The organism is Streptomyces sp. NPDC046379 (genome assembly GCF_055587785.1).
Genome location: NZ_JBVJFP010000024.1, coordinates 28,541 through 46,884 on the forward strand (window position 1 = coordinate 28,541; position 18,344 = coordinate 46,884).

General features: G+C 72.7%; 16 protein-coding genes. 4 read left to right on the top strand and 12 right to left on the bottom strand.

Annotated features, from left to right (window positions below; genetic code table 11):
- Window positions 1–85 precede the first annotated feature (85 nt).
- Both ACZ6KF_RS30610 and ACZ6KF_RS30615 read left to right on the top strand, forming a co-directional pair.
- Entirely contained in the window at window positions 86–3,217 is a 3,132-nt protein-coding gene (locus ACZ6KF_RS30610; protein WP_356634953.1) for an NACHT domain-containing protein, read from the top strand.
- Window positions 3,218–3,333: 116 nt separating this feature from the next.
- A complete protein-coding gene (locus tag ACZ6KF_RS30615) occupies window positions 3,334–3,975 on the top strand; it encodes an HAD family acid phosphatase (RefSeq protein WP_356634955.1) in 642 nt (213 codons plus the stop codon).
- A 70-nt stretch (window positions 3,976–4,045) separates the two neighbouring features.
- Here the strand turns inward: ACZ6KF_RS30615 and ACZ6KF_RS30620 are convergent, their stop codons facing one another.
- Window positions 4,046–6,571 carry an ATP-dependent Clp protease ATP-binding subunit gene (locus ACZ6KF_RS30620; RefSeq protein ID WP_356634957.1) on the bottom strand — a complete coding sequence of 842 codons (2,526 nt, stop codon included), beginning with the start codon at window positions 6,569–6,571 and terminating at the stop codon, window positions 4,046–4,048.
- A 430-nt stretch (window positions 6,572–7,001) separates the two neighbouring features.
- On the opposite strand from ACZ6KF_RS30620, the gene ACZ6KF_RS30625 reads away from it, so the two are divergent.
- Window positions 7,002–7,589 carry an SCO3374 family protein gene (locus ACZ6KF_RS30625; protein WP_356634959.1) on the top strand — a complete coding sequence of 196 codons (588 nt, stop codon included), beginning with the start codon at window positions 7,002–7,004 and terminating at the stop codon, window positions 7,587–7,589.
- Here ACZ6KF_RS30625 and ACZ6KF_RS30630 read toward each other — a convergent pair.
- From ACZ6KF_RS30630 to ACZ6KF_RS30675, 10 genes are all read right to left on the bottom strand, one after another.
- A complete protein-coding gene (locus ACZ6KF_RS30630) occupies window positions 7,568–7,903 on the bottom strand; it encodes a histone-like nucleoid-structuring protein Lsr2 (protein WP_356634961.1) in 336 nt (111 codons plus the stop codon). The genes ACZ6KF_RS30625 and ACZ6KF_RS30630 overlap by 22 nt on opposite strands.
- Before the next feature lie 229 nt (window positions 7,904–8,132).
- On the bottom strand, window positions 8,133–8,666 hold the full coding sequence (locus ACZ6KF_RS30635; protein ID WP_356634963.1) for an amino-acid N-acetyltransferase: 534 nt from the start codon (window positions 8,664–8,666) through the stop codon (window positions 8,133–8,135).
- Between the two features lie 9 nt (window positions 8,667–8,675).
- Window positions 8,676–9,116 carry a BlaI/MecI/CopY family transcriptional regulator gene (locus tag ACZ6KF_RS30640; RefSeq protein ID WP_356634965.1) on the bottom strand — a complete coding sequence of 147 codons (441 nt, stop codon included), beginning with the start codon at window positions 9,114–9,116 and terminating at the stop codon, window positions 8,676–8,678.
- A gap of 147 nt (window positions 9,117–9,263) precedes the next feature.
- Complete coding sequence (locus ACZ6KF_RS30645) at window positions 9,264–9,422, bottom strand: hypothetical protein (protein ID WP_356634967.1); 159 nt, start codon at window positions 9,420–9,422, stop codon at window positions 9,264–9,266.
- A gap of 16 nt (window positions 9,423–9,438) precedes the next feature.
- A complete protein-coding gene (locus ACZ6KF_RS30650; RefSeq protein WP_469241366.1) occupies window positions 9,439–10,191 on the bottom strand; it encodes a hypothetical protein in 753 nt (250 codons plus the stop codon).
- 377 nt (window positions 10,192–10,568) lie between these two features.
- A complete protein-coding gene (locus tag ACZ6KF_RS30655; RefSeq protein ID WP_356634969.1) occupies window positions 10,569–11,366 on the bottom strand; it encodes a type III pantothenate kinase in 798 nt (265 codons plus the stop codon).
- A 15-nt stretch (window positions 11,367–11,381) separates the two neighbouring features.
- A complete protein-coding gene (gene nadC / locus ACZ6KF_RS30660; protein WP_469177620.1) occupies window positions 11,382–12,362 on the bottom strand; it encodes a carboxylating nicotinate-nucleotide diphosphorylase in 981 nt (326 codons plus the stop codon).
- A 5-nt stretch (window positions 12,363–12,367) separates the two neighbouring features.
- A complete protein-coding gene (locus tag ACZ6KF_RS30665) occupies window positions 12,368–14,098 on the bottom strand; it encodes an L-aspartate oxidase (RefSeq protein ID WP_469159619.1) in 1,731 nt (576 codons plus the stop codon).
- The gene (gene panC / locus ACZ6KF_RS30670; protein WP_469241343.1) at window positions 14,095–15,087 is read right to left on the bottom strand and encodes a pantoate--beta-alanine ligase; all 993 of its coding nucleotides are present in this window, start codon (window positions 15,085–15,087) and stop codon (window positions 14,095–14,097) included. Before panC ends, ACZ6KF_RS30665 begins: the two co-directional genes overlap by 4 nt.
- Complete coding sequence (locus ACZ6KF_RS30675) at window positions 15,084–16,040, bottom strand: Rossmann-like and DUF2520 domain-containing protein (RefSeq protein WP_356634977.1); 957 nt, start codon at window positions 16,038–16,040, stop codon at window positions 15,084–15,086. The genes panC and ACZ6KF_RS30675 overlap by 4 nt, the downstream gene beginning before the upstream one ends.
- 268 nt (window positions 16,041–16,308) lie before the next feature.
- Between ACZ6KF_RS30675 and ACZ6KF_RS30680 the strand changes: the two genes are divergently transcribed.
- Complete coding sequence (locus ACZ6KF_RS30680) at window positions 16,309–17,565, top strand: threonine aldolase family protein (RefSeq protein ID WP_469241345.1); 1,257 nt, start codon at window positions 16,309–16,311, stop codon at window positions 17,563–17,565.
- A gap of 129 nt (window positions 17,566–17,694) precedes the next feature.
- Here ACZ6KF_RS30680 and ACZ6KF_RS30685 read toward each other — a convergent pair whose 3' ends face one another.
- Window positions 17,695–18,327, bottom strand: a complete 633-nt coding sequence (locus ACZ6KF_RS30685; protein ID WP_469159615.1) for an AAA family ATPase — start codon at window positions 18,325–18,327, stop codon at window positions 17,695–17,697.
- Between the last annotated feature and the right edge of the window lie 17 nt (window positions 18,328–18,344).

An 18,344-nucleotide genomic window follows, 5' to 3' on the forward strand; every position in this document is an offset into this window, starting at 1 on the left:
CACCGGCCGACCGGATCGGACGACCCCGGAATGTGACGCGGGCTACGCTTCCCCCGCAGCTCGAACGGGGTGGAGGGGGAGTCCGGTGGAGCCGACGGCCATCGGTGTGCGACTGGCGTCCGCGGCGGCGGCGCCGCTGGTGCGCAAGCTGTTCGTGAGCGAGGGAGCGGGCGCCGGCCTGGTGGACCGGCCCGTGCGGATCTCGGGGTACGTGTCCTTCAAAGGGGAGAAACGGCGGCTGGACCGTGCCGACGTGACCGGGCTGGCCGCCGAACTGGTCCGCCGCGCCCTCAAGAGCCCCGGCGAGCGCCCGTTGCCCGAGGGCGAGGAGGAGGCCGTCGTCCACGCGCTGGCCGACACCCTCTACGCCCTCGGCGACCTGGACATGACCGACGTACAGGCCGTGGAGCTGGGCCACGAGAGGCTGGCCGCGCGGTTGCGCGCCGCGAGCGGGCACCCCGAGCGCGACCTCTCCGCCGACGCCGCCCACTTCCACTCCCGCCTGCTGACCACCGCCTGCCTGCACGTCCTGCACTTCTTCACCCAGCGCTCCGCCTTCGTCCCCCGGACCCTGGTGGAGCAGACCCGGCGCCAGGGCGAACTGCTCGCCAAGGTGGACGAGCTGATCGCCCGCACCCCTGGCCCCGGCGACGCCGACGCGTCCTTCGAGCAGCGCTACGCGTCGTACGTCGCCACCCGGCACGGCCAGCTGACGATCTACGGCATCGACCTGGCGAACTCCCCCGACCGCTGGCCGCTGGACGCGGCCTATCTGAGCCTCCAGGCCCTCGTCCCCGGCGCAGACGACCACGTCGGGGGCCCGGACGGCACCCGGGTCGCCTCCGCGGCGACGCTGCCCGCCGAGGAGGCCCTCGCCGACCACGACCGGGTCCTGCTGCGCGGGGTCGCGGGCTCCGGCAAGACCACACTGGTGCAGTGGCTCGCGGTGACCGCCGCCCGCGGCGAGCGCGGCGACCGGGTCCCCTTCGTCCTCCCGCTGCGCACCCTGATCCGCCGCCCCGACGGCCTGCCCGTCCCCGACGCCTTCCTCGCCGCCGTACGCGTCCCCTTCCACGCGGGCCAGCCCGACGGCTGGGCGGACCGCGTCCTCACCGCCCGCCGCGGACTCCTGCTCGTCGACGGCATCGACGAGATCCCCGAACGCGAGCGTGAGCGCACCCGGCGCTGGCTGCGCGAACTCCTCGACGTCTATCCCGGCAACCAGTGGCTGGTCACCTCCCGCCCCTCCGCCGTACGGGAGGACTGGCTGGCCCCCGAGGGATTCGCCGAACTGGCGCTCACACCGATGAGCCACGACGACGTGGCCGCCTTCGTCGCCCGCTGGCACACCGCCGCCCGCGCCGGCGCCTCCGGGCCCGAGCTGGAGCGCCTCGACGCCTACGAACGCTCCCTGCTCGACGCCGTCCGCACCAAGCCCGACCTCGGCCGGCTCGCCACCAACCCGTTGATGTGCGGGCTGATCTGCGCCCTGCACCGCGACCGGCGCGGCTATCTCCCGCACGGCCGCCAGGAGTTGTACGACGCCGCCCTGTCGATGCTGCTCGCCCGGCGGGACGAGGAACGCGACATGTTCGCCCCCGGCGAGGACGGCGTCCGCCTCACCGAACTCCCCCAGATCCAGCTGCTCCAGCGGCTCGCCTACTGGCTGATCCGCAACAACCAGTCCGAGATGGACCGCGACCGCGCCGAGCGCATCGTCGCCGACGTCCTGCCCTCGCTCCCGGCCGCCGCGGCGCAGGGCGACGCCGCCCGGATCCTCGGCCATCTGCTGGTCCGCAGCGGCCTGCTGCGCGAACCGGCCGCCGGGACCGTGGAGTTCGTGCACCGCACCTTCCAGGACTACCTGGGCGCGAAGGCCGCCGTGGAGGACGGCGACTTCGGCCTGCTGGTGCGGGGCGCGGCGGACGAGCAGTGGGCGGACGTCGTCCGGCTGGCGGTGGCGCACGCCCGGCCCCGCGAACGCGCCGAGCTGCTGCGGGACCTCACCGCAGAGGCGGACCGGCTGGAGGGCGCCGCGAGCACCCGCGTACGGCTGCTGGCACTGGCCGCGCTGGAACACGCGACGGAGCTGGACCCAGCGGTGCGCGCGGAGGTCGAGCGGCACGCGGCGGCGCTGATACCGCCCCGGACCACCGAGGAGGCGCGTGCACTCGCATCCGTCGGGCCGCTCGCGCTGGAACTGCTGCCCGGGCCGGAAGGGCTGAGCGTCGAGGAGGCGCGGGCGGTCGTCGTCACCGCCTCCCTCATCGGCACGGACGCGGCCGTACCGGTGCTCGCCCGCTTCCGCTCCCACCCGGCCCTGGACGTGCGCGCCCAGCTCACCTGGACCTGGAACCGCTTCCCGACCCGCCGCTACGGCGAGGACGTCGTCGCGCACCTGCGTGAGGACGGCCTCTTCTTCTCCGCCCGCTCGGGGGAACAACTGCGTTTCCTCCGGGAGTTGGGCGGCCGGCCTGGAGTCCAGCTGGTCGGCGACATCGATCCGGACGACATCGTCGCCGGACTCGTCCCCGAACGGCTGACCGAACTCGCCGTCCGGAACAACGAGCGCCTGACGGACCTGGACTGGCTGAGGCCACTGCACCGGCTCACGTACTTCGATCTCAGCCGCTGTCCCCTGGTCGGCGACCTGACCCCGCTCGCGAACCTGCCGCTGACCCGGCTGTCCCTGGACTCCATGCCCGGCCTGCAGGAACCCGACCTGCTGTCCGTGCTCGGCGAGTCGGCCACTTTGGACCAGCTCGACATCGGGCTCACCCTCCAGGGCGAATCCCTCGACAAGGCGCTCCCCGCCGATCTGCCGCTGCGCTACCTGCGGCTCACGAAGAACGCGGTCTGGCTCACGGGGCTGCGCGGCCTGCACCGGTTCCGGTCGCTGAAGCAGCTCAGTCTCGCGAGCCTCTTCACGGAGCTGACCGCCGGGGACTACGAGGAGATCGCCCGCCTGCCCGCGCTGACGGATCTGCGGATCAACTGGGAAGCCGTGGGCTGGCACGGCCCTCCGCTGCCCGGCGTCACCGCTCTGCGGCTCAACAGGGTTCTCGGCACGGAGGACTTGAGCCGGATCCCGGAGCTGTTCCCGAACGTCCGCGCGATCACCGTCGTCCTCGCGCCGGAGACGGACACCCTGCCGGACGGTCTCCTCGAGACCCTGCCCGTCGCCCCGAGCATCAAGAGAATCCGCGGAGTCGTGTGACGCAGGCCTCTAGCACCCTACCGTCCGGTAACCCTACGGTTCCTCTCACGCCACCCTCGCCCACGAACATGCACACGACACATGGCCGTGCACCAACGTGAGAGGAACCCCCCACCATGACGGGACGCCGCACCTGGCTCCGCAGAACCGCCACCACCGCCGTCTCCGCCGCCGCGCTGGTGGCCCTCGCCGCCCCCGCCGAGGCCGCCGCCCCGGCCGGCGCCCCGACGGCCACCGCCGCCGCCGTGACGGCCGCCGCCGCGGACGTCGACTACGCCACCTGGCAGCGGGACTGCCAGGCCGTGATGGACCAGGCGCTGCCGTACCTCGAGCAGCGGATCGCCCAGCCGAAGCCGGGCGAGAAGCAGGCGATCGTCCTCGACATCGACAACACCGCCCTGGAGACCGACTTCGGCTTCAGCTACCCGCAGCCGGCCAACCGGCCGGTCCTGGAGATCGCCGAGTACGCCCAGGAGCGCGGCGTCGACGTCTTCTTCGTCACCGCCCGCCCCGGCATCATCGCCGCCCCGACCGAGTACAACCTGGAGCGCGTCGGCTACGAGGTCGAGGGCCTGTACGTCCGCGGCTTCTTCGACCTCTTCAAGGACGTCGCCGCGTACAAGACGGCCAAGCGCGTGGAGATCGAGTCCAAGGGCTACACGATCATCGCGAACATCGGCAACAACACCACCGACCTGTCGGGCGGCCACGCCGAGAAGACCTACAAGCTGCCGGACTACGACGGCCAGCTGTCGTAATCGCGCGGCATCCGGGAAAGGATGAGGGCCGGCGCCCGAAGGCGCCGGCCCTTGTCGTGTGCCGGGACGGTTACACGTCCTTGCTCAGGTTCGGTCCGGCGCCGCCGGCCGCCTGCTCGATCGGCGGGGCGTCGGGCAGGGCCGACTTCTCCTCGCCGCGGAAGGTGAAGGTCTGGGCGTCGCCCTCGCCCTCGGTGTCCACGACCACGATGTGACCGGGGCGCAGCTCGCCGAAGAGGATCTTCTCCGACAGCGTGTCCTCGATCTCGCGCTGGATGGTCCGGCGCAGCGGCCGGGCGCCCAGCACGGGGTCGTAGCCCTTCTTGGACAGCAGTTCCTTGGCGGACTGGGAGAGCTCGATGCCCATGTCCCGGTCCTTCAGACGCTCGTCCACCTTGCCGACCATCAGGTCGACGATCCGCAGGATGTCGCCCTGGGTCAGCTGCGGGAAGACCACCACGTCGTCCACGCGGTTGAGGAACTCGGGCCGGAAGTGCTGCTTGAGCTCGTCCGAGACCTTGTTCTTCATGCGCTCGTAGTTGGTCTTCGTGTCGCCCGCGGCGGCGAAGCCGAGGTTGAAGCCCTTGGAGATGTCCCGGGTGCCGAGGTTGGTCGTCATGATGATGACCGTGTTCTTGAAGTCCACGACCCGGCCCTGGGAGTCGGTCAGGCGGCCGTCCTCCAGGATCTGCAGCAGCGAGTTGAAGATGTCCGGGTGGGCCTTCTCGACCTCGTCGAAGAGGACGACCGAGAACGGCTTGCGGCGCACCTTCTCCGTCAGCTGACCGCCCTCCTCGTAGCCCACGTAGCCGGGGGGCGAGCCGAAGAGACGCGACACCGTGTGCTTCTCGCTGAACTCCGACATGTCGAGGGAGATCAGCGCGTCCTCGTCGCCGAAGAGGAACTCGGCGAGCGCCTTGGACAGCTCCGTCTTACCGACGCCGGAGGGGCCGGCGAAGATGAACGAGCCGCCCGGACGCTTCGGGTCCTTCAGACCGGCACGCGTACGGCGGATCGCCTTCGACAGCGCCTTGACGGCGTCGTTCTGGCCGATGACCCGCTTGTGCAGCTCGTCCTCCATGCGGAGCAGACGGCTGGACTCCTCCTCGGTCAGCTTGAAGACCGGGATGCCGGTGGCCGTGGCCAGGACCTCGGCGATCAGCTCGCCGTCGACCTCGGCGACGACGTCCATGTCGCCGGCCTTCCACTCCTTCTCCCGCTTGGCCTTGGCGGCCAGGAGCTGCTTCTCCTTGTCGCGGAGGGAGGCGGCCTTCTCGAAGTCCTGCGAGTCGATCGCGGACTCCTTGTCCCGGCGGACGCCGGCGATCTTCTCGTCGAACTCGCGCAGGTCCGGCGGCGCGGTCATCCGGCGGATGCGCATCCGGGAGCCGGCCTCGTCGATCAGGTCGATCGCCTTGTCCGGCAGGAAGCGGTCCGAGATGTACCGGTCGGCCAGGGTGGCGGCCTGGACCAGCGCCTCGTCGGTGATCGAGACGCGGTGGTGCGCCTCGTACCGGTCGCGCAGGCCCTTGAGGATCTCGATGGTGTGCGGCAGGGACGGCTCCGCGACCTGGATGGGCTGGAAGCGGCGCTCCAGGGCCGCGTCCTTCTCCAGGTGCTTGCGGTACTCGTCCAGCGTGGTCGCGCCGATGGTCTGCAGCTCACCGCGGGCCAGCATCGGCTTCAGGATCGAGGCGGCGTCGATGGCGCCCTCGGCGGCGCCCGCACCGACCAGCGTGTGCAGCTCGTCGATGAACAGGATGATGTCGCCGCGGGTGCGGATCTCCTTGAGGACCTTCTTCAGGCGCTCCTCGAAGTCACCGCGGTAGCGGGAGCCGGCGACCAGCGCGCCGAGGTCCAGGGTGTAGAGGTGCTTGTCCTTGAGGGTCTCGGGCACCTCGCCCTTGACGATGGCCTGGGCGAGGCCCTCGACGACGGCGGTCTTGCCGACGCCGGGCTCACCGATCAGGACGGGGTTGTTCTTGGTACGGCGGGACAGCACCTGCATGACCCGCTCGATCTCCTTCTCGCGCCCGATGACCGGGTCGAGCTTGGACTCACGAGCGGCCTGGGTGAGGTTCCGGCCGAACTGGTCGAGGACCAGGGACGTCGAGGGCGTGCCCTCGGCAGGCCCGCCTGCGGTGGCGGTCTCCTTGCCCTGGTAACCGGAGAGCAGCTGGATCACCTGCTGCCGCACGCGGTTCAGATCAGCGCCCAGCTTGACCAGGACCTGGGCGGCGACGCCCTCGCCCTCACGGATCAGGCCGAGCAGGATGTGCTCCGTGCCGATGTAGTTGTGGCCCAGCTGAAGGGCCTCGCGGAGCGACAGCTCCAGGACCTTCTTGGCACGGGGGGTGAAGGGGATGTGCCCGGACGGGGCCTGCTGCCCCTGCCCGATGATCTCCTCCACCTGCTGGCGGACCGCCTCGAGCGAAATCCCGAGGCTCTCAAGGGCCTTGGCGGCGACACCCTCACCCTCGTGGATCAGGCCCAGGAGGATGTGCTCGGTGCCGATGTAGTTGTGGTTGAGCATCCGGGCTTCTTCCTGAGCCAGGACGACAACCCGCCGCGCGCGGTCGGTGAACCTCTCGAACATCGTTAATCGCTCCTCAGAGCGGTCAGGCAGTGGGGGGAACTTCCCCTCCCTGTCCTTCCGCAGCTTAGTCCCGCAAGCGGGGACCGCTCATTCCAACTGCCGACACCGTCGATGGCCTCCTGACCCCGAACGCCGACATCTGCTCCAACCCGATGGTGCGAGACGATGTTCCCGCAGGCCAGGCAGTTACCCCCATCGCCAGTACGCCGATGGCGAACGTGAGACGTCCTGTCCTGCGTGTCGCCCCCTCCCACTAGGGATGTCTTACCCGCCGGCACCGACAGTCCATGCCGCGCACCCCGGTTCCCTCCGCTACGGGCGAACAACCTTGCGCCTCCCCGCACCCCCGCACGCCTTCCATCCCGCCACGCTGTGCATTCGACCCGGCACTCAGCGTAACCCGCCTGGCTTCCGCGCGGTTGCTCCTGGCATGGCCGGCCCTCTCCCGCAGACCTCTTCCGTGCCGCCGCCGCGGCGGGCGCCCGACCGGGACGGCGACGAGGTCCGGCGGTGGTACGAGGACGAGCTGGGCTGGCCCACCGCGCCCGGGACGCCGCCGCGGCTCCGGCTCGGCGTGCGCTTCGACGTGCTGGACGTCCCGGCCCAGGCGGGCCGCGCCGCACTGCGGCATCTGGGACCCGCCTCTCCGGTGGCCCTGCGGGCGGGCCGGATGCGGGTGCTGGTGGCGGCCGGCAGCGCTCCGGAGCTGCCCGGGCTGCTGGACTGGCTGGAGTGGGGCCCGCTGGCGGGAGGGCTGGATCTGAGGATGCTGGGCGAGGGGGCCGTCATGGAGGCGCCTGCGAGGGGCGCTCTCGGCGCCGGCGCTGAGCAGGGGGCCGCCGTATGGCTGCGGCCCCCCGGGCCGGGGTGCGAGGTCGAGGCCTCGCTGCCGACGGTGTCGGCCGTGGGGGGCGTTGGGGGCGCCCCCGATCTCGTGAGAGTGCTGGCCACGGTGGCGACCGAGTGCCACCGGCTGCGGCTGCGGCGCGTGTGCGCTCAGCCGTTGGCCTTCTCGTAGGCCTCGCGAATCGACGCCGGAACACGGCCGCGGTCGTTGACCTCGTAACCGTTCTCCTTCGCCCAGGCGCGGATCGCCGCGGTGTCCTGGCTGCCGCCGGACGTGGCGCGCGCCTTTCCACGGCCACCCGCAGCGCGGCCACCGGTACGCCGGCCACCCTTCACATAGGGGTCGAGAAGGCTGCGCAGCTTGTCGGCATTGGCCGTCGTGAGATCGATCTCGTAGGTCTTACCGTCCAGCGCGAACGTCACCGTCTCGTCCGCCTCGCCGCCGTCGAGGTCGTCGACAAGAAGGACCTGAACCTTCTGTGCCACTGGATTTCCTTTCATCGATAACGTGAGGGCCGGGGGTCTGCGGCGTCCGCCGTTTCGCCGCCCCCTGTTATATGCAGTACTGCAGTACGTCGGAAAGCAAACCGCTTTTGCCTGGAAAACACAAACCCCCGGCAGAGACCAACCTCCGCCGTCCCGCCCGGAAACATACGCGTTTCGGACATAGGGAACCTGGGCAGCGTGGTCGGGCGGGAATACCGGTGGAGGACGATCACAGATGCAGAAGCATCCGGCTGTTGCCCAAGGTGTTCGGTTTCACTCGTTCGAGACCGAGGAACTCCGCGACTCCCTCGTCATAGGAACGCATCAGCTCGGCGTAGACATCCGTGTCGACCGGCGTCTCGCCGATCTCCACGAAGCCGTGCCTGCCGAAGAAGTCCACTTCGAAGGTCAGGCAGAAAACCCGGCGAACACCGAGCCAGCGCGCGGTCTCCAGCAACTTCTCCAGCAGCCGGTGGCCGACCCCGGCGCCCTTGAGGCCGGGCTTGACCGCCAGCGTGCGGACTTCCGCCAGGTCTTCCCACATCACGTGGAGCGCGCCGCAGCCGACGACCTCGGCGTTGTCGTCGCGTTCCGCGACCCAGAACTCCTGGATGTCCTCGTAAAGCGTCACCGTCGCTTTGTCGAGCAGGATGCCGTGGCGGACGTAGGCGTCAAGGAGTCGACGGACGGCCGGGACATCGCTGGTCCGGGCCCGCCGGACGGTGAGGGCTTTAGCGGTGACTTCGGGGCTCTTCGCTGACATGAGCGGACGCTATCGCCCGCCGTCCTCCGCCGCCGAGCCGGGGTTCTCGCCGACGGTATCGGGGCGCGAATGACCGGGCGGCGGTTCGGGTTCGGGTGTTTGCGGGCCCTGGGCGATGCGGATGGCGTCCCGCAGGGCCTGGCGCTGTTCCTCGCTCATCATGCCGAAGAAGGCGACGAGGGCGGCGGCGGGGTTGTCGCTGTGCGACCAGGCGTCGTTCATGAGGGCGGCGGCGTAGGCGGCGCGGGTGGAGACCGCCTCATATCGATAGGCCCGGCCTTCCGCCTCGCGGCGCACCCAGCCCTTCTGATGGAGATTGTCCAAAACGGTCATCACCGTGGTGTAGGCGATCGACCGTTCCTGCTGGAGATCTTCCAGGACTTCTCGAACGGTCACCGGGCGGTTCCACTTCCACACCCGCGTCATGACCGCGTCTTCGAGTTCTCCCAAGGGGCGAGGCACAACTCAGCACAATAGCGGCAGATCCGTACGACGGCCCGCCGCATCAGGGCATTTCCGCCGCCTGGACGCAAAAAGGGCGTACGGCTCGACGCGTGCCACCGGCACGGGAGCCGTACGCCGCCTGGAGCGGGCAGGTCAGTCGGAGCCGCCCTCGGTGCGGGCGAGCGCGGCGTCGACGGCCGCGTCCTCCTTGGTCTTGTTGGCCCCGCCCTGGGTCTTCACGATGACGCGGATGACGCCGATGAAGAACGCGGCCATCACGACCGGGGGCAGGAGCGCGGAGACGTAGTCCATGACTCCAGAGTAGACATCAGCCGGCGGCGAGCTGCTGCGGGGGGTTCGCGGCGGGCTGGCGCGGTTTGCGGCGGGGGAAGACCTCGCCCGGGGTGGGGACGGGGCGGCGGGAGGGCTGCGCGGGGGCCGGGCGGGCGGGGGCGTCGTGCCGCTCGGGCTTTTCGCCCGGCTTCTTCTCGGGCTGCCCGTCGCCCGCGCCCAGGACCCCGCTCAGGGCTCGGCTCGGGGCTCGGCTCGGGGCTTCGCTCCGGTACGCACCCCGGTCCGCGCCCTGGACCGCGCTCCGGGCCGCGCCCGGCGCCGCACCCCGGGCCGCGGACTGCTCGCCGAGGCCGCCGGGAAGGGCGAGGAGGCGGGTGCGGGACGCCGGGACGAGCCGTGCGGGGGCGGGCGCGGCGCTCTCGGCGAGGCGGGTGCGCACGTCCTGCTCGGCGAGCGTCCGGCAGTGGTCCAGGAGCGCCGCGGCGGCCGGGTTGCCGCGCAGGGCCCGCAGGGCGGCGAGGTCGTCGGGCACGGGCCGGTGGCCGGCGCTCAGCGCCTCCTCCAGGAGGGCGAGGTACCCGGCGGCGGTGCCGGGCAGGGCGGCGCGGTAGCGGGCCAGGTCCGCCACGAGGAAGGCCCGCAGGCGGGCGCCCTCGCGCATCGCCTCGTCGAGCGACTCGGCGAGCCGAAGGCAGTCCTGGACGTCCTCGGCCGAGGCCTGACCGGGGTGAAGGGCGAGGGCGAGGGCACGGCGGAGCACACGCAGCTCCGCCACGCCGAACGCCATGCCGCCGCGGGATCCATAGGGCGTGGGCATGTGCCGACGATACGCGCTAATCGGACAAACCCGACGTAACTCCCGTCGTGTGCCGCCCCGAGCCACCCGCCCGGCGGGTCGTCCGAGACGCCGGACGACCCCGGCAACCAACCCACCCCGCCCCATGGAGGCCGCAAACAGCAACGCCCCCAGGGGGGCGGGGAACTCCGCGACCGGCCATCCCATAGGCGCGCGGGGACCTGCGCGACCAGCCACTCCATGGGCGCGCGGGAGACTGCGCGACCAACCACCCCACAGGCGGGCGGAGAACCGCGCGGCCAGCCACCCGCCACCCACACACGGACCGCACCCCCGGCCTCGGGACCGGCCCCGCCCGGAGGGCGCACTCACATGCGCGACACGTTCCGCTCGTACACCAGCCGCAGCCCGATCAGCGTCAGCCACGGCTCGTGCTCGTCGATCACGGACGACTCCCCCAGCACCATCGGCGCCAGCCCGCCCGTGGCGATCACGGTCACGTCGTCCGGATCGTCCGCCAGCTCCCGGGCCATCCGGCTCACGACCCCGTCGACCTGGCCGGCGAAGCCGTAGACGATGCCCGCCTGCATCGCCTCCACCGTGTTCTTGCCGATCACGCTGCGCGGCCGGGCGACCTCGATCTTCCGCAGCTGCGCCGCCTTGACGCCCAGCGCCTCGACCGAGATCTCGATGCCGGGGGCGATGACGCCGCCGACGTACTCGCCGCGCGCGCTGACCGCGTCGAACGTCGTCGCCGTGCCGAAGTCCACGACGATCGCCGGCCCGCCGTACAGCTCGCCGGCCGCCACCGCGTTGATGATCCGGTCGGCGCCGACCTCCTTGGGGTTGTCGAACAGGATCGGCACGCCCGTCTTGACGCCCGGCTCGACCAGGACCGCGGGGACGTCGCCGTAGTACCGCCGCGTCACCTCCCGCAGTTCGTGCAGCACGGACGGCACGGTCGCGCAGATGGCGATCCCGTCGATGCCGTCGCCCAGCTCGTCGCCGAGCAGCGGGTGCATCCCCATCAGGCCCTGGAGCAGGACGGCCAGCTCGTCGGCCGTGCGGCGGGCGTCCGTGGAGATGCGCCAGTGCTCGACGATGTCCTCCCCGTCGAACAGGCCCAGGACGGTGTGCGTGTTGCCTACGTCGATCGTCAGCAGCATGGCCGGTCGCGCTCCCTACTCCGCCGCTCGCAGGTCCAGGCCGATGTCCAGGATCGGCGAGGAGTGGGTGAGGGCGCCCACGGCGAGGTAGTCGACGCCGGTGTCCGCGTAGGCCCTGGCGTTCTCCAGGGTCAGCCGCCCGGACGCCTCCAGCGCCGCGCGCCCGTGGACGAGGGCGACCGCCTCCTCGCACTCGCCGGGCGTGAAGTTGTCCAGCAGGATCAGGTCGGCGCCCGCGTCGACGACCTCGCGCAGCTGGTGCAGCGTGTCGACCTCGACCTCGATCGGCACGTCCGGGAAGGCCTCCCGCACGGCCCGGAAGGCCTGGGCGACGCCGCCCGCGGCGACGACGTGGTTGTCCTTGACGAGGGCCGCGTCGGACAGCGACATGCGGTGGTTGACGCCGCCGCCGCAGCGCACCGCGAACTTCTCCAGCGAGCGCAGGCCCGGCGTCGTCTTGCGGGTGTCGCGGACCTGCGCCTTGGCGCCCTCGAGAACGTCCGCCCACGCGCGCGTGGCGGTCGCGATGCCCGACAGCCGGCACAGCAGGTTCAGCGCGCTGCGCTCGGCGGTGAGCAGGTCGCGGGTGCGGGTGGTGACCGAGAGCAGTTTCTGGCCCGCGGCCACCCGGTCGCCGTCCTCGACGTGCCGCTCGACCTCGAACTCGTCCTCGCAGACGATCGACACGACCGCCTCGGCGACCCGCAGGCCCGCCACGACGCCCGCCTCGCGCGCGACGAAGTCGGCGGTGGCGACGGCGTCCTCGGGGATGGTCGCGACGGTGGTCACGTCCACGCCGCCGGCCAGGTCCTCCTGGATGGCGACGTTGGCGATGTCCTCGACCTCGACCGGGTCGAGCCCGGCCTCCGCCAGGAGTTCGGCGAGCGCGGGGTCGAGACCGCACTCCAGGTACGCCTCTTCGTCGGTGTCCGCGCCGCAGGCGCAGCCGTCGCCGCAGCCGCCGGCCGGGACGAGGGGAAGGTCGGGGGTGCTCACTGCTGTCACTGCTCCTGGGGACGGTGCGCCGGATGGTGCGGGCGGACTGGGGGGAAGTCTGCGGTATCGGTGGTGCGTACGGCGAGTGTGCGGTCCGGATTCAGCCGTACGACGATGTGGCGGCGCCAGGCGTCGTCGTCGCGTCCGGCGTGGTCCTCGCGCCAGTGGCAGCCCCGGGTCTCCTCCCGCATCAGGGCCGCGGCCACCAGGACGCGGGCCACGCACAGCAGGTTGGTGGTCTCCCAGGTGTCGACGCCGGGCTCGGCCGTCTTGCCGTTCTCGTGCAGGGCGTCGCGGGCCTCGGCGTGCAGCCGCTGGAGCTGTTCGGCGGCGCCGGCCAGCGAGGCGGCCGAGCGCAGGACGCCCGCGCCCCGGGTCATGGTCCGCTGGATGGTGAAGCGGTCCTCGGGGGCGAGCAGGGGGTGCGCGGGGATCTCCGGGTGGGACACGGGCTCCGGCACGCGCGTGTGGAGGCCGCTTTCGGCGTGGGCCGCGGCGATGTCGGCGGCGATGCGCTCGGCGTAGACCAGGCCTTCGAGGAGGCTGTTGGAGGCGAGCCGGTTGGCGCCGTGCACGCCGGTGCAGGCGACCTCGCCGCAGGCGTAGAGGCCGGGGACGGTGGTCCGGCCGCGGGAGTCGGTGCGCACGCCGCCGGAAGCGTAATGGGCGGCCGGGGCGATCGGGATGGGTTCGCGGACGGGGTCGATGCCGTGGGCGCGGCAGGCGGCGAGGATCGTGGGGAAGCGGTGCTCCCACATGTCGGCCCCGAAGTGCCGCGCGTCCAGGAACATGTGTTCGGCGTCCTGCTCGTGCATCCGCCGCATGATGCCCTTGGCGACGATGTCCCGCGGGGCCAGCTCGGCCAGCTCGTGCTGGCCGACCATGAACCGCACCCCGTCGGCGTCGACCAGGTGGGCGCCCTCGCCGCGCACGGCCTCGGAGACCAGCGGCTGCTGGCCCTCGGCGTCGGGGCCGAGGAAGAGCACCGTGGGGTGGAACTGGACGAACTCCAGGTCGGAGACCTCCGCGCCCGCGCGCAGGGCGAGGGCCACGCCGTCGCCGGTGGACACGGAGGGGTTGGTGGTGGCCGAGAAGACCTGGCCCATGCCGCCGGTCGCGAGCACCACCGCGGGGGCGTGCACGGCGCCCACGCCGTCGTGCTGGCCCTCGCCCATGACGTGCAGGGTCACGCCCGCGGTGCGGCCGTCGGCGTCGGTGAGCAGGTCCAGCACGAGCGCGTTCTCGACGGTGCGCAGCCCTCGCGCGCGGACCGCCTCGACCAGGGCGCGGGAGATCTCCGCTCCGGTCGCGTCACCGCCGGCGTGCGCGATGCGGCGCCGGTGGTGGCCTCCCTCGCGGGTCAGCTCCAGGCGGCCCTCGGTGGACTCGTCGAACTGCGCGCCCGTCTCGATCAGCCGCCGCACGGCGTCCGGCCCCTCGGTGACGAGGATGCGCACCGCCTCCTCGTCGCACAGGCCCGCGCCCGCGACCAGGGTGTCCTCCAGGTGCTGCTGCGGGGTGTCGCCCTCGCCGAGGGCCGCGGCGATGCCGCCCTGCGCCCAGCGGGTGGAGCCGTCGTCCAGGCGGGCCTTGGTCACGACGACGGTGGACAGGCCGGCGGCCTCGCAGCGCAGGGCGGCGGTGAGGCCGGCGACTCCGGAGCCGACGACCACGACGTCCGCGGCGATGGACCAGCCCGGGGCGGGCGCGTGCAGTCGTATGCCTGTGGCGGTCACGAGGCGGCTCCGAAGGTGAGGGGGATGTTGTCGATCAGCCGGGTCGTGCCGACCCGGGCGGCGACGGCGAGGACGGCCTCGCCGGTGTGGCCGTCCTCGATCTCGGTGAAGTCGGAGGGGTCCACCAGGGCGAGGTAGTCCAGTTCCAGGGGCGGGTCGAGACGGGCGGCGTCGTCGAGGACCATGCGCGCGGCGGCGCGCACGGCCGACGGGGCCACGGGGGCCGCCTTGGCGACGGCGTGCGCGTCCGCCGCCGCGCGGGACTCGCCTATGGCGCTCAGCGCCTCGGCACGCGCGCGCGTGGCGGGCACCTCGCGCGCCCGCGCGCGCAGCGCCTCCTGGGCGGCGTGCCGGTCGCGGCCCGCGAACAGCGCCTGGGACAGCGCGAGCGCGGTACGCCGCTCCCTGGGCGAGAGGTAGCGGTTGCGGCTGGACAGGGCGAGGCCGTCCTCCTCGCGGACGGTCGGCACGCCGACGATCTCCACGCCGAAGTTCAGGTCGCGCACCATCCGCCGGATCAGGGCGAGCTGCTGGGCGTCCTTCTGTCCGTAGAGGGCCACGTCGGGCCGGGTGAGGTGGAGCAGCTTGGCGACGACGGTGAGCATGCCGTCGAAGTGCCCGGGGCGGGAGGCTCCCTCCAGGCGCTCGCCCATGGGGCCGGCGGTGATCCGCACCTGGGGTTCGCCGCCGGGGTAGACCTCGTCCACGGACGGGGCGAGGACGACGTCCGCGCCCGACTTCCCGGCGAGCTCGACGTCCGCCTCCAGGGTGCGCGGGTAGCGGTCGAGGTCCTCGCCGGCGCCGAACTGGAGCGGGTTGACGAAGACGGTGACCACGACCTCGCCGTCCGGGCCGGCGAGGCCGCGCGCGGTGCGGATCAGCGTGGCGTGCCCCTCGTGCAGGGCGCCCATGGTCATCACGACGGCGCGGCGTCCTCGGCGCGCGCGGGCGTGCAGTTCGGCGGCGGTGCGCAGCAGGGCGGTGGTCATCCGGCGGCTCCCTCGGTGCCGTTGGTCCCGTCGGTTCCGGTGCCGTCGCCGGTCCCGTCGGCGAGCACGCCGAGCAGGTCCTCGGCGAGTTCCGCCTTGAGCAGCCCGTGGGCGAGCGCCCGGTCGGCGGTCGCGCGGGCCATCGCCAGATAGCCGGCGACGGTCGCCGGGGCGTGCCGGCGCAGTTCGGCGATGTGCGCGGCGACGGTTCCGGCGTCCCCGCGGGCGACGGGACCGGTCAGGGCGGCGTCGCCGGAGCGCAGGGCGTTGTCGAGCGCGGCGCCGAGGAGCGGGCCGAGCATCCGGTCGGGGGCCGCGACGCCGGCGGTGCGCAGCAGCTCCAGCGACTGGGCGACCAGGGTGACCAGGTGGTTGGCGCCGAGGGCGAGGGCGGCGTGGTAGAGCGGGCGGTTCTCCTCGGCGATCCACTCGGGCTCGCCGCCCATCTCGATGACCAGTGCCTCGGCGGCCAGCCGCAGCTCGTCGGGGGCGGTCACGCCGAAGGAGCAGCCGGCCAGCCGCTGGACGTCCACGGGGGTGCCGGTGAAGGTCATCGCCGGGTGCAGGGCCAGCGGGAGGCCGCCCGCGCGCAGGGCCGGGTCCATCACCCTCGCGCCGTAGCGCCCGGAGGTGTGCACCAGGAGCTGGCCGGGCCGGACGGCGCCGGTCGCGGCGAGGCCCTCCACGAGGCCGGGCAGGGCGTCGTCCGGCACGGTGAGCAGGACGAGTTCGGCGCGCTGCAGCACCTCGGCGGGGGTGACGAGGGGGACGTCGGGCAGCATCAGCGCGGCCCGCTTCCTGGAGGCGTCGGAGACCCCGGAGACCGCAACCGGGCGGTGTCCGGCGAGCTGGAGGGACGCGGCCAGCGCGGGTCCCACCCGGCCGGCGCCGACGACGCCGACGGTGAGCCGCGCGGGGCGGTCCCGGGGATCTGGCTGTTGGACTGTGCTCACGCGACGGACGCCTTCCCGTTCCAGTCCGCTCTGGGTACCGGACGATTTCTCGTCATGTTAACGCGATTGGTTCGGGGCGTGTCCGGTCGTCCACAGGCTGTGGGCAACGCGACGCCGGAGGGCGAGCGGCTCACCTGGACGCGTACCGCGATCCTGGGCGGGGAACGCACATCCCGCGCGGGCGACCTGCATGCGACGCCCCCGCGCGGGACCTGTGCGCGGGAAAAGCGGCTGCCCGGGTGGGCCGGCGCACGGCATGATCCGGTCCATGAGCGAGATGGCCGAACGGGGCGCGGAGGGACCGGAGTCGCAGGCTGCACCGGGGTCGGTGCCGGAGCAGGCTGCCGAGCAGGAGCAGGAGCAGGCGCAGGCGCCAGACCGGGAGCAGGTGTCGCTCGACGAGGAGCGCAAGCGGCGCTTCGAGCGGCGCAAGGCCGTCTACCGGCGTGCGCGGGTCCTCGCACGCCCCGGCGCGTTCGGCACGCTCCGCGAGCGCCTGACGCTGCTGGAGTCCGCCGGCGAGTGGTACGACCTGGACGAGCGGTCCGACATCTACGGCAACGGCGTCGTCGCCGCCCTGGAGGAGAAGGTCGCCGCACTGCTCGGGACCGAGGACGCCGCCTTCTTCCCGACCGGCACGATGGCCCAGCAGGTCGCCCTGCGCTGCTGGGCCGGCCGCACCGGCGACCCGACCGTCGCCCTGCACGCCCTCGCCCACCCCGAAGTGCATGAACGCGGCGCGTTCACCCTGGTCAGCGGCCTGCGACCGGTCCGAGTCACCGGCGAGCCCCGACTGCCGACCGCCGCCGAGATACGCGCATTCGAGGAGCCGTTCGGGACGCTGATGCTGGAGCTGCCGCTGCGGGACGCCGGGTTCGTGCTGCCCTCCTGGTCGGAGCTGACCGAGGTGGTGGAGGCGGCGCGGGAGCGTGACGCCGTGGTGCACTTCGACGGCGCGCGCCTGTGGGAGACCACCGAGCACTTCGGCCGCCCCCTCGCCGAGATAGCGGGCCTGGCGGACAGCGTCTACGTGTCGTTCTACAAGTCCCTCGACGGGTTCGGCGGCGCGGCCCTGGCCGGCCCGAGGACCCTGATCGAGCAGTCCAGGGCCTGGCGGCACCGCTACGGCGGCCAGGTCTTCCAGCAGTTCCCGACCGCGCTGTCGGCGCTCGCCGGGCTGGAGCGGGAGCTGCCCAGGCTGCCGGACTACGTGCGGCAGGCGCGCGTGGTGGCCCGCGCGCTGAGCGAGGGCTTCGCCGCGGCCGGGCTGCCCTGGACGCGGGTGCATCCGCAGGTGCCGCACACCAACGAGTTCCAGGTCTGGCTGCCCTTCGACGCCGACGTCGTCGCCGAGGCGGCGGTCCGTACGGCCGAGGAGACCGGCACGCTGCTGTTCGCCAACGCGTGGGATGCGAAGGCGCCGGGGATCGCTTTCACGGAGGTGTACGTGCGCGCGGCGGGCCTGGAGTGGTCCGCCGGGGACGTGCGGGCGGCGGTGGCGGACTTCACGGCCAGGCTGCCGTAGAAAGAGCCGGCCGTGGGAGAGCCGGCCCCGGAAGCCGGCCCTGGGACAGGCAGCCATAGAAGAGCCGACCGCAGGAGACGCGCCCGCGAAGGAGGCCGGCCCGCGGCCGTCGGGGAGACGGCCGGCCGGTCAGTCGAAGCGGATGTGCCGGGCCCCGACGCGGGCCTGGCGCAGCCGGGTGCGCAGCGCGCCCTCGGTGTTCGGCCGCAGGGTCAGCCCGGCCAGGACGGCGATGCGGTCCGCGGTCTTCGGCACGGTCGTGTGGTCCGTCCACAGGTGCTCGGCGAACTCCGGCTCGCGCAGCCGCTCCAGGCAGTGGTCCAGTTGCTGCAGGGCCCAGCTCTCCCGGCGTTTCCAGGCGTTCGTCCCGCCGACGTACTGGAGCAGGTGCCCGAAGCTCCGCTCCCGCAGCCGCCTGAGCACGGTCTCGCGCTCGGCCAGCAGCGTGAAATGCCGTACGTCGTGCCCCAGTTCGCGCAGCCGGCCGACGGTCTCGGCGAAGCAGGCGGAGTCGGTGACCGTCATCGGCGCGATGACCACGCCGTCGTGCCGGGTCAGGGCGATGTCCAGCACCTCGACCACGCCCTGCCGCCAGGAGGCCAGTTCCTGGAAGTCGCCGCGGAGTCGGGGCGGCATCATGCGGCGCAGGCCGAAGCCGGCGTGCTCGGGGTCGCAGATGACGCTGCCGGGCAGCCGGCGCCGGATCTCATGTGCGGTCTGTGTCTTGCCGCCCCCGAAGGGGCCGTTGATCCACAGGAGCATGCGCCGACCCTACCGGC

What these genes read in the sequence shown, in the direction of transcription:
- ACZ6KF_RS30650 (WP_469241366.1), bottom strand. Translation starts at nt 10,191, where the DNA reads ATGGCGTTCGGCGTGGCGGAGCTGCGTGTGCTCCGCCGTGCCCTCGCC.
- ACZ6KF_RS30680 (WP_469241345.1), top strand. Translation starts at nt 16,309, where the DNA reads ATGAGCGAGATGGCCGAACGGGGCGCGGAGGGACCGGAGTCGCAGGCT.
- ACZ6KF_RS30655 (WP_356634969.1), bottom strand. Translation starts at nt 11,366, where the DNA reads ATGCTGCTGACGATCGACGTAGGCAACACGCACACCGTCCTGGGCCTG.
- ACZ6KF_RS30645 (WP_356634967.1), bottom strand. Translation starts at nt 9,422, where the DNA reads ATGGACTACGTCTCCGCGCTCCTGCCCCCGGTCGTGATGGCCGCGTTC.
- ACZ6KF_RS30635 (WP_356634963.1), bottom strand. Translation starts at nt 8,666, where the DNA reads ATGTCAGCGAAGAGCCCCGAAGTCACCGCTAAAGCCCTCACCGTCCGG.
- ACZ6KF_RS30615 (WP_356634955.1), top strand. Translation starts at nt 3,334, where the DNA reads ATGACGGGACGCCGCACCTGGCTCCGCAGAACCGCCACCACCGCCGTC.
- ACZ6KF_RS30685 (WP_469159615.1), bottom strand. Translation starts at nt 18,327, where the DNA reads ATGCTCCTGTGGATCAACGGCCCCTTCGGGGGCGGCAAGACACAGACC.
- ACZ6KF_RS30625 (WP_356634959.1), top strand. Translation starts at nt 7,002, where the DNA reads ATGGCCGGCCCTCTCCCGCAGACCTCTTCCGTGCCGCCGCCGCGGCGG.
- panC (WP_469241343.1), bottom strand. Translation starts at nt 15,087, where the DNA reads ATGACCACCGCCCTGCTGCGCACCGCCGCCGAACTGCACGCCCGCGCG.
- ACZ6KF_RS30620 (WP_356634957.1), bottom strand. Translation starts at nt 6,571, where the DNA reads ATGTTCGAGAGGTTCACCGACCGCGCGCGGCGGGTTGTCGTCCTGGCT.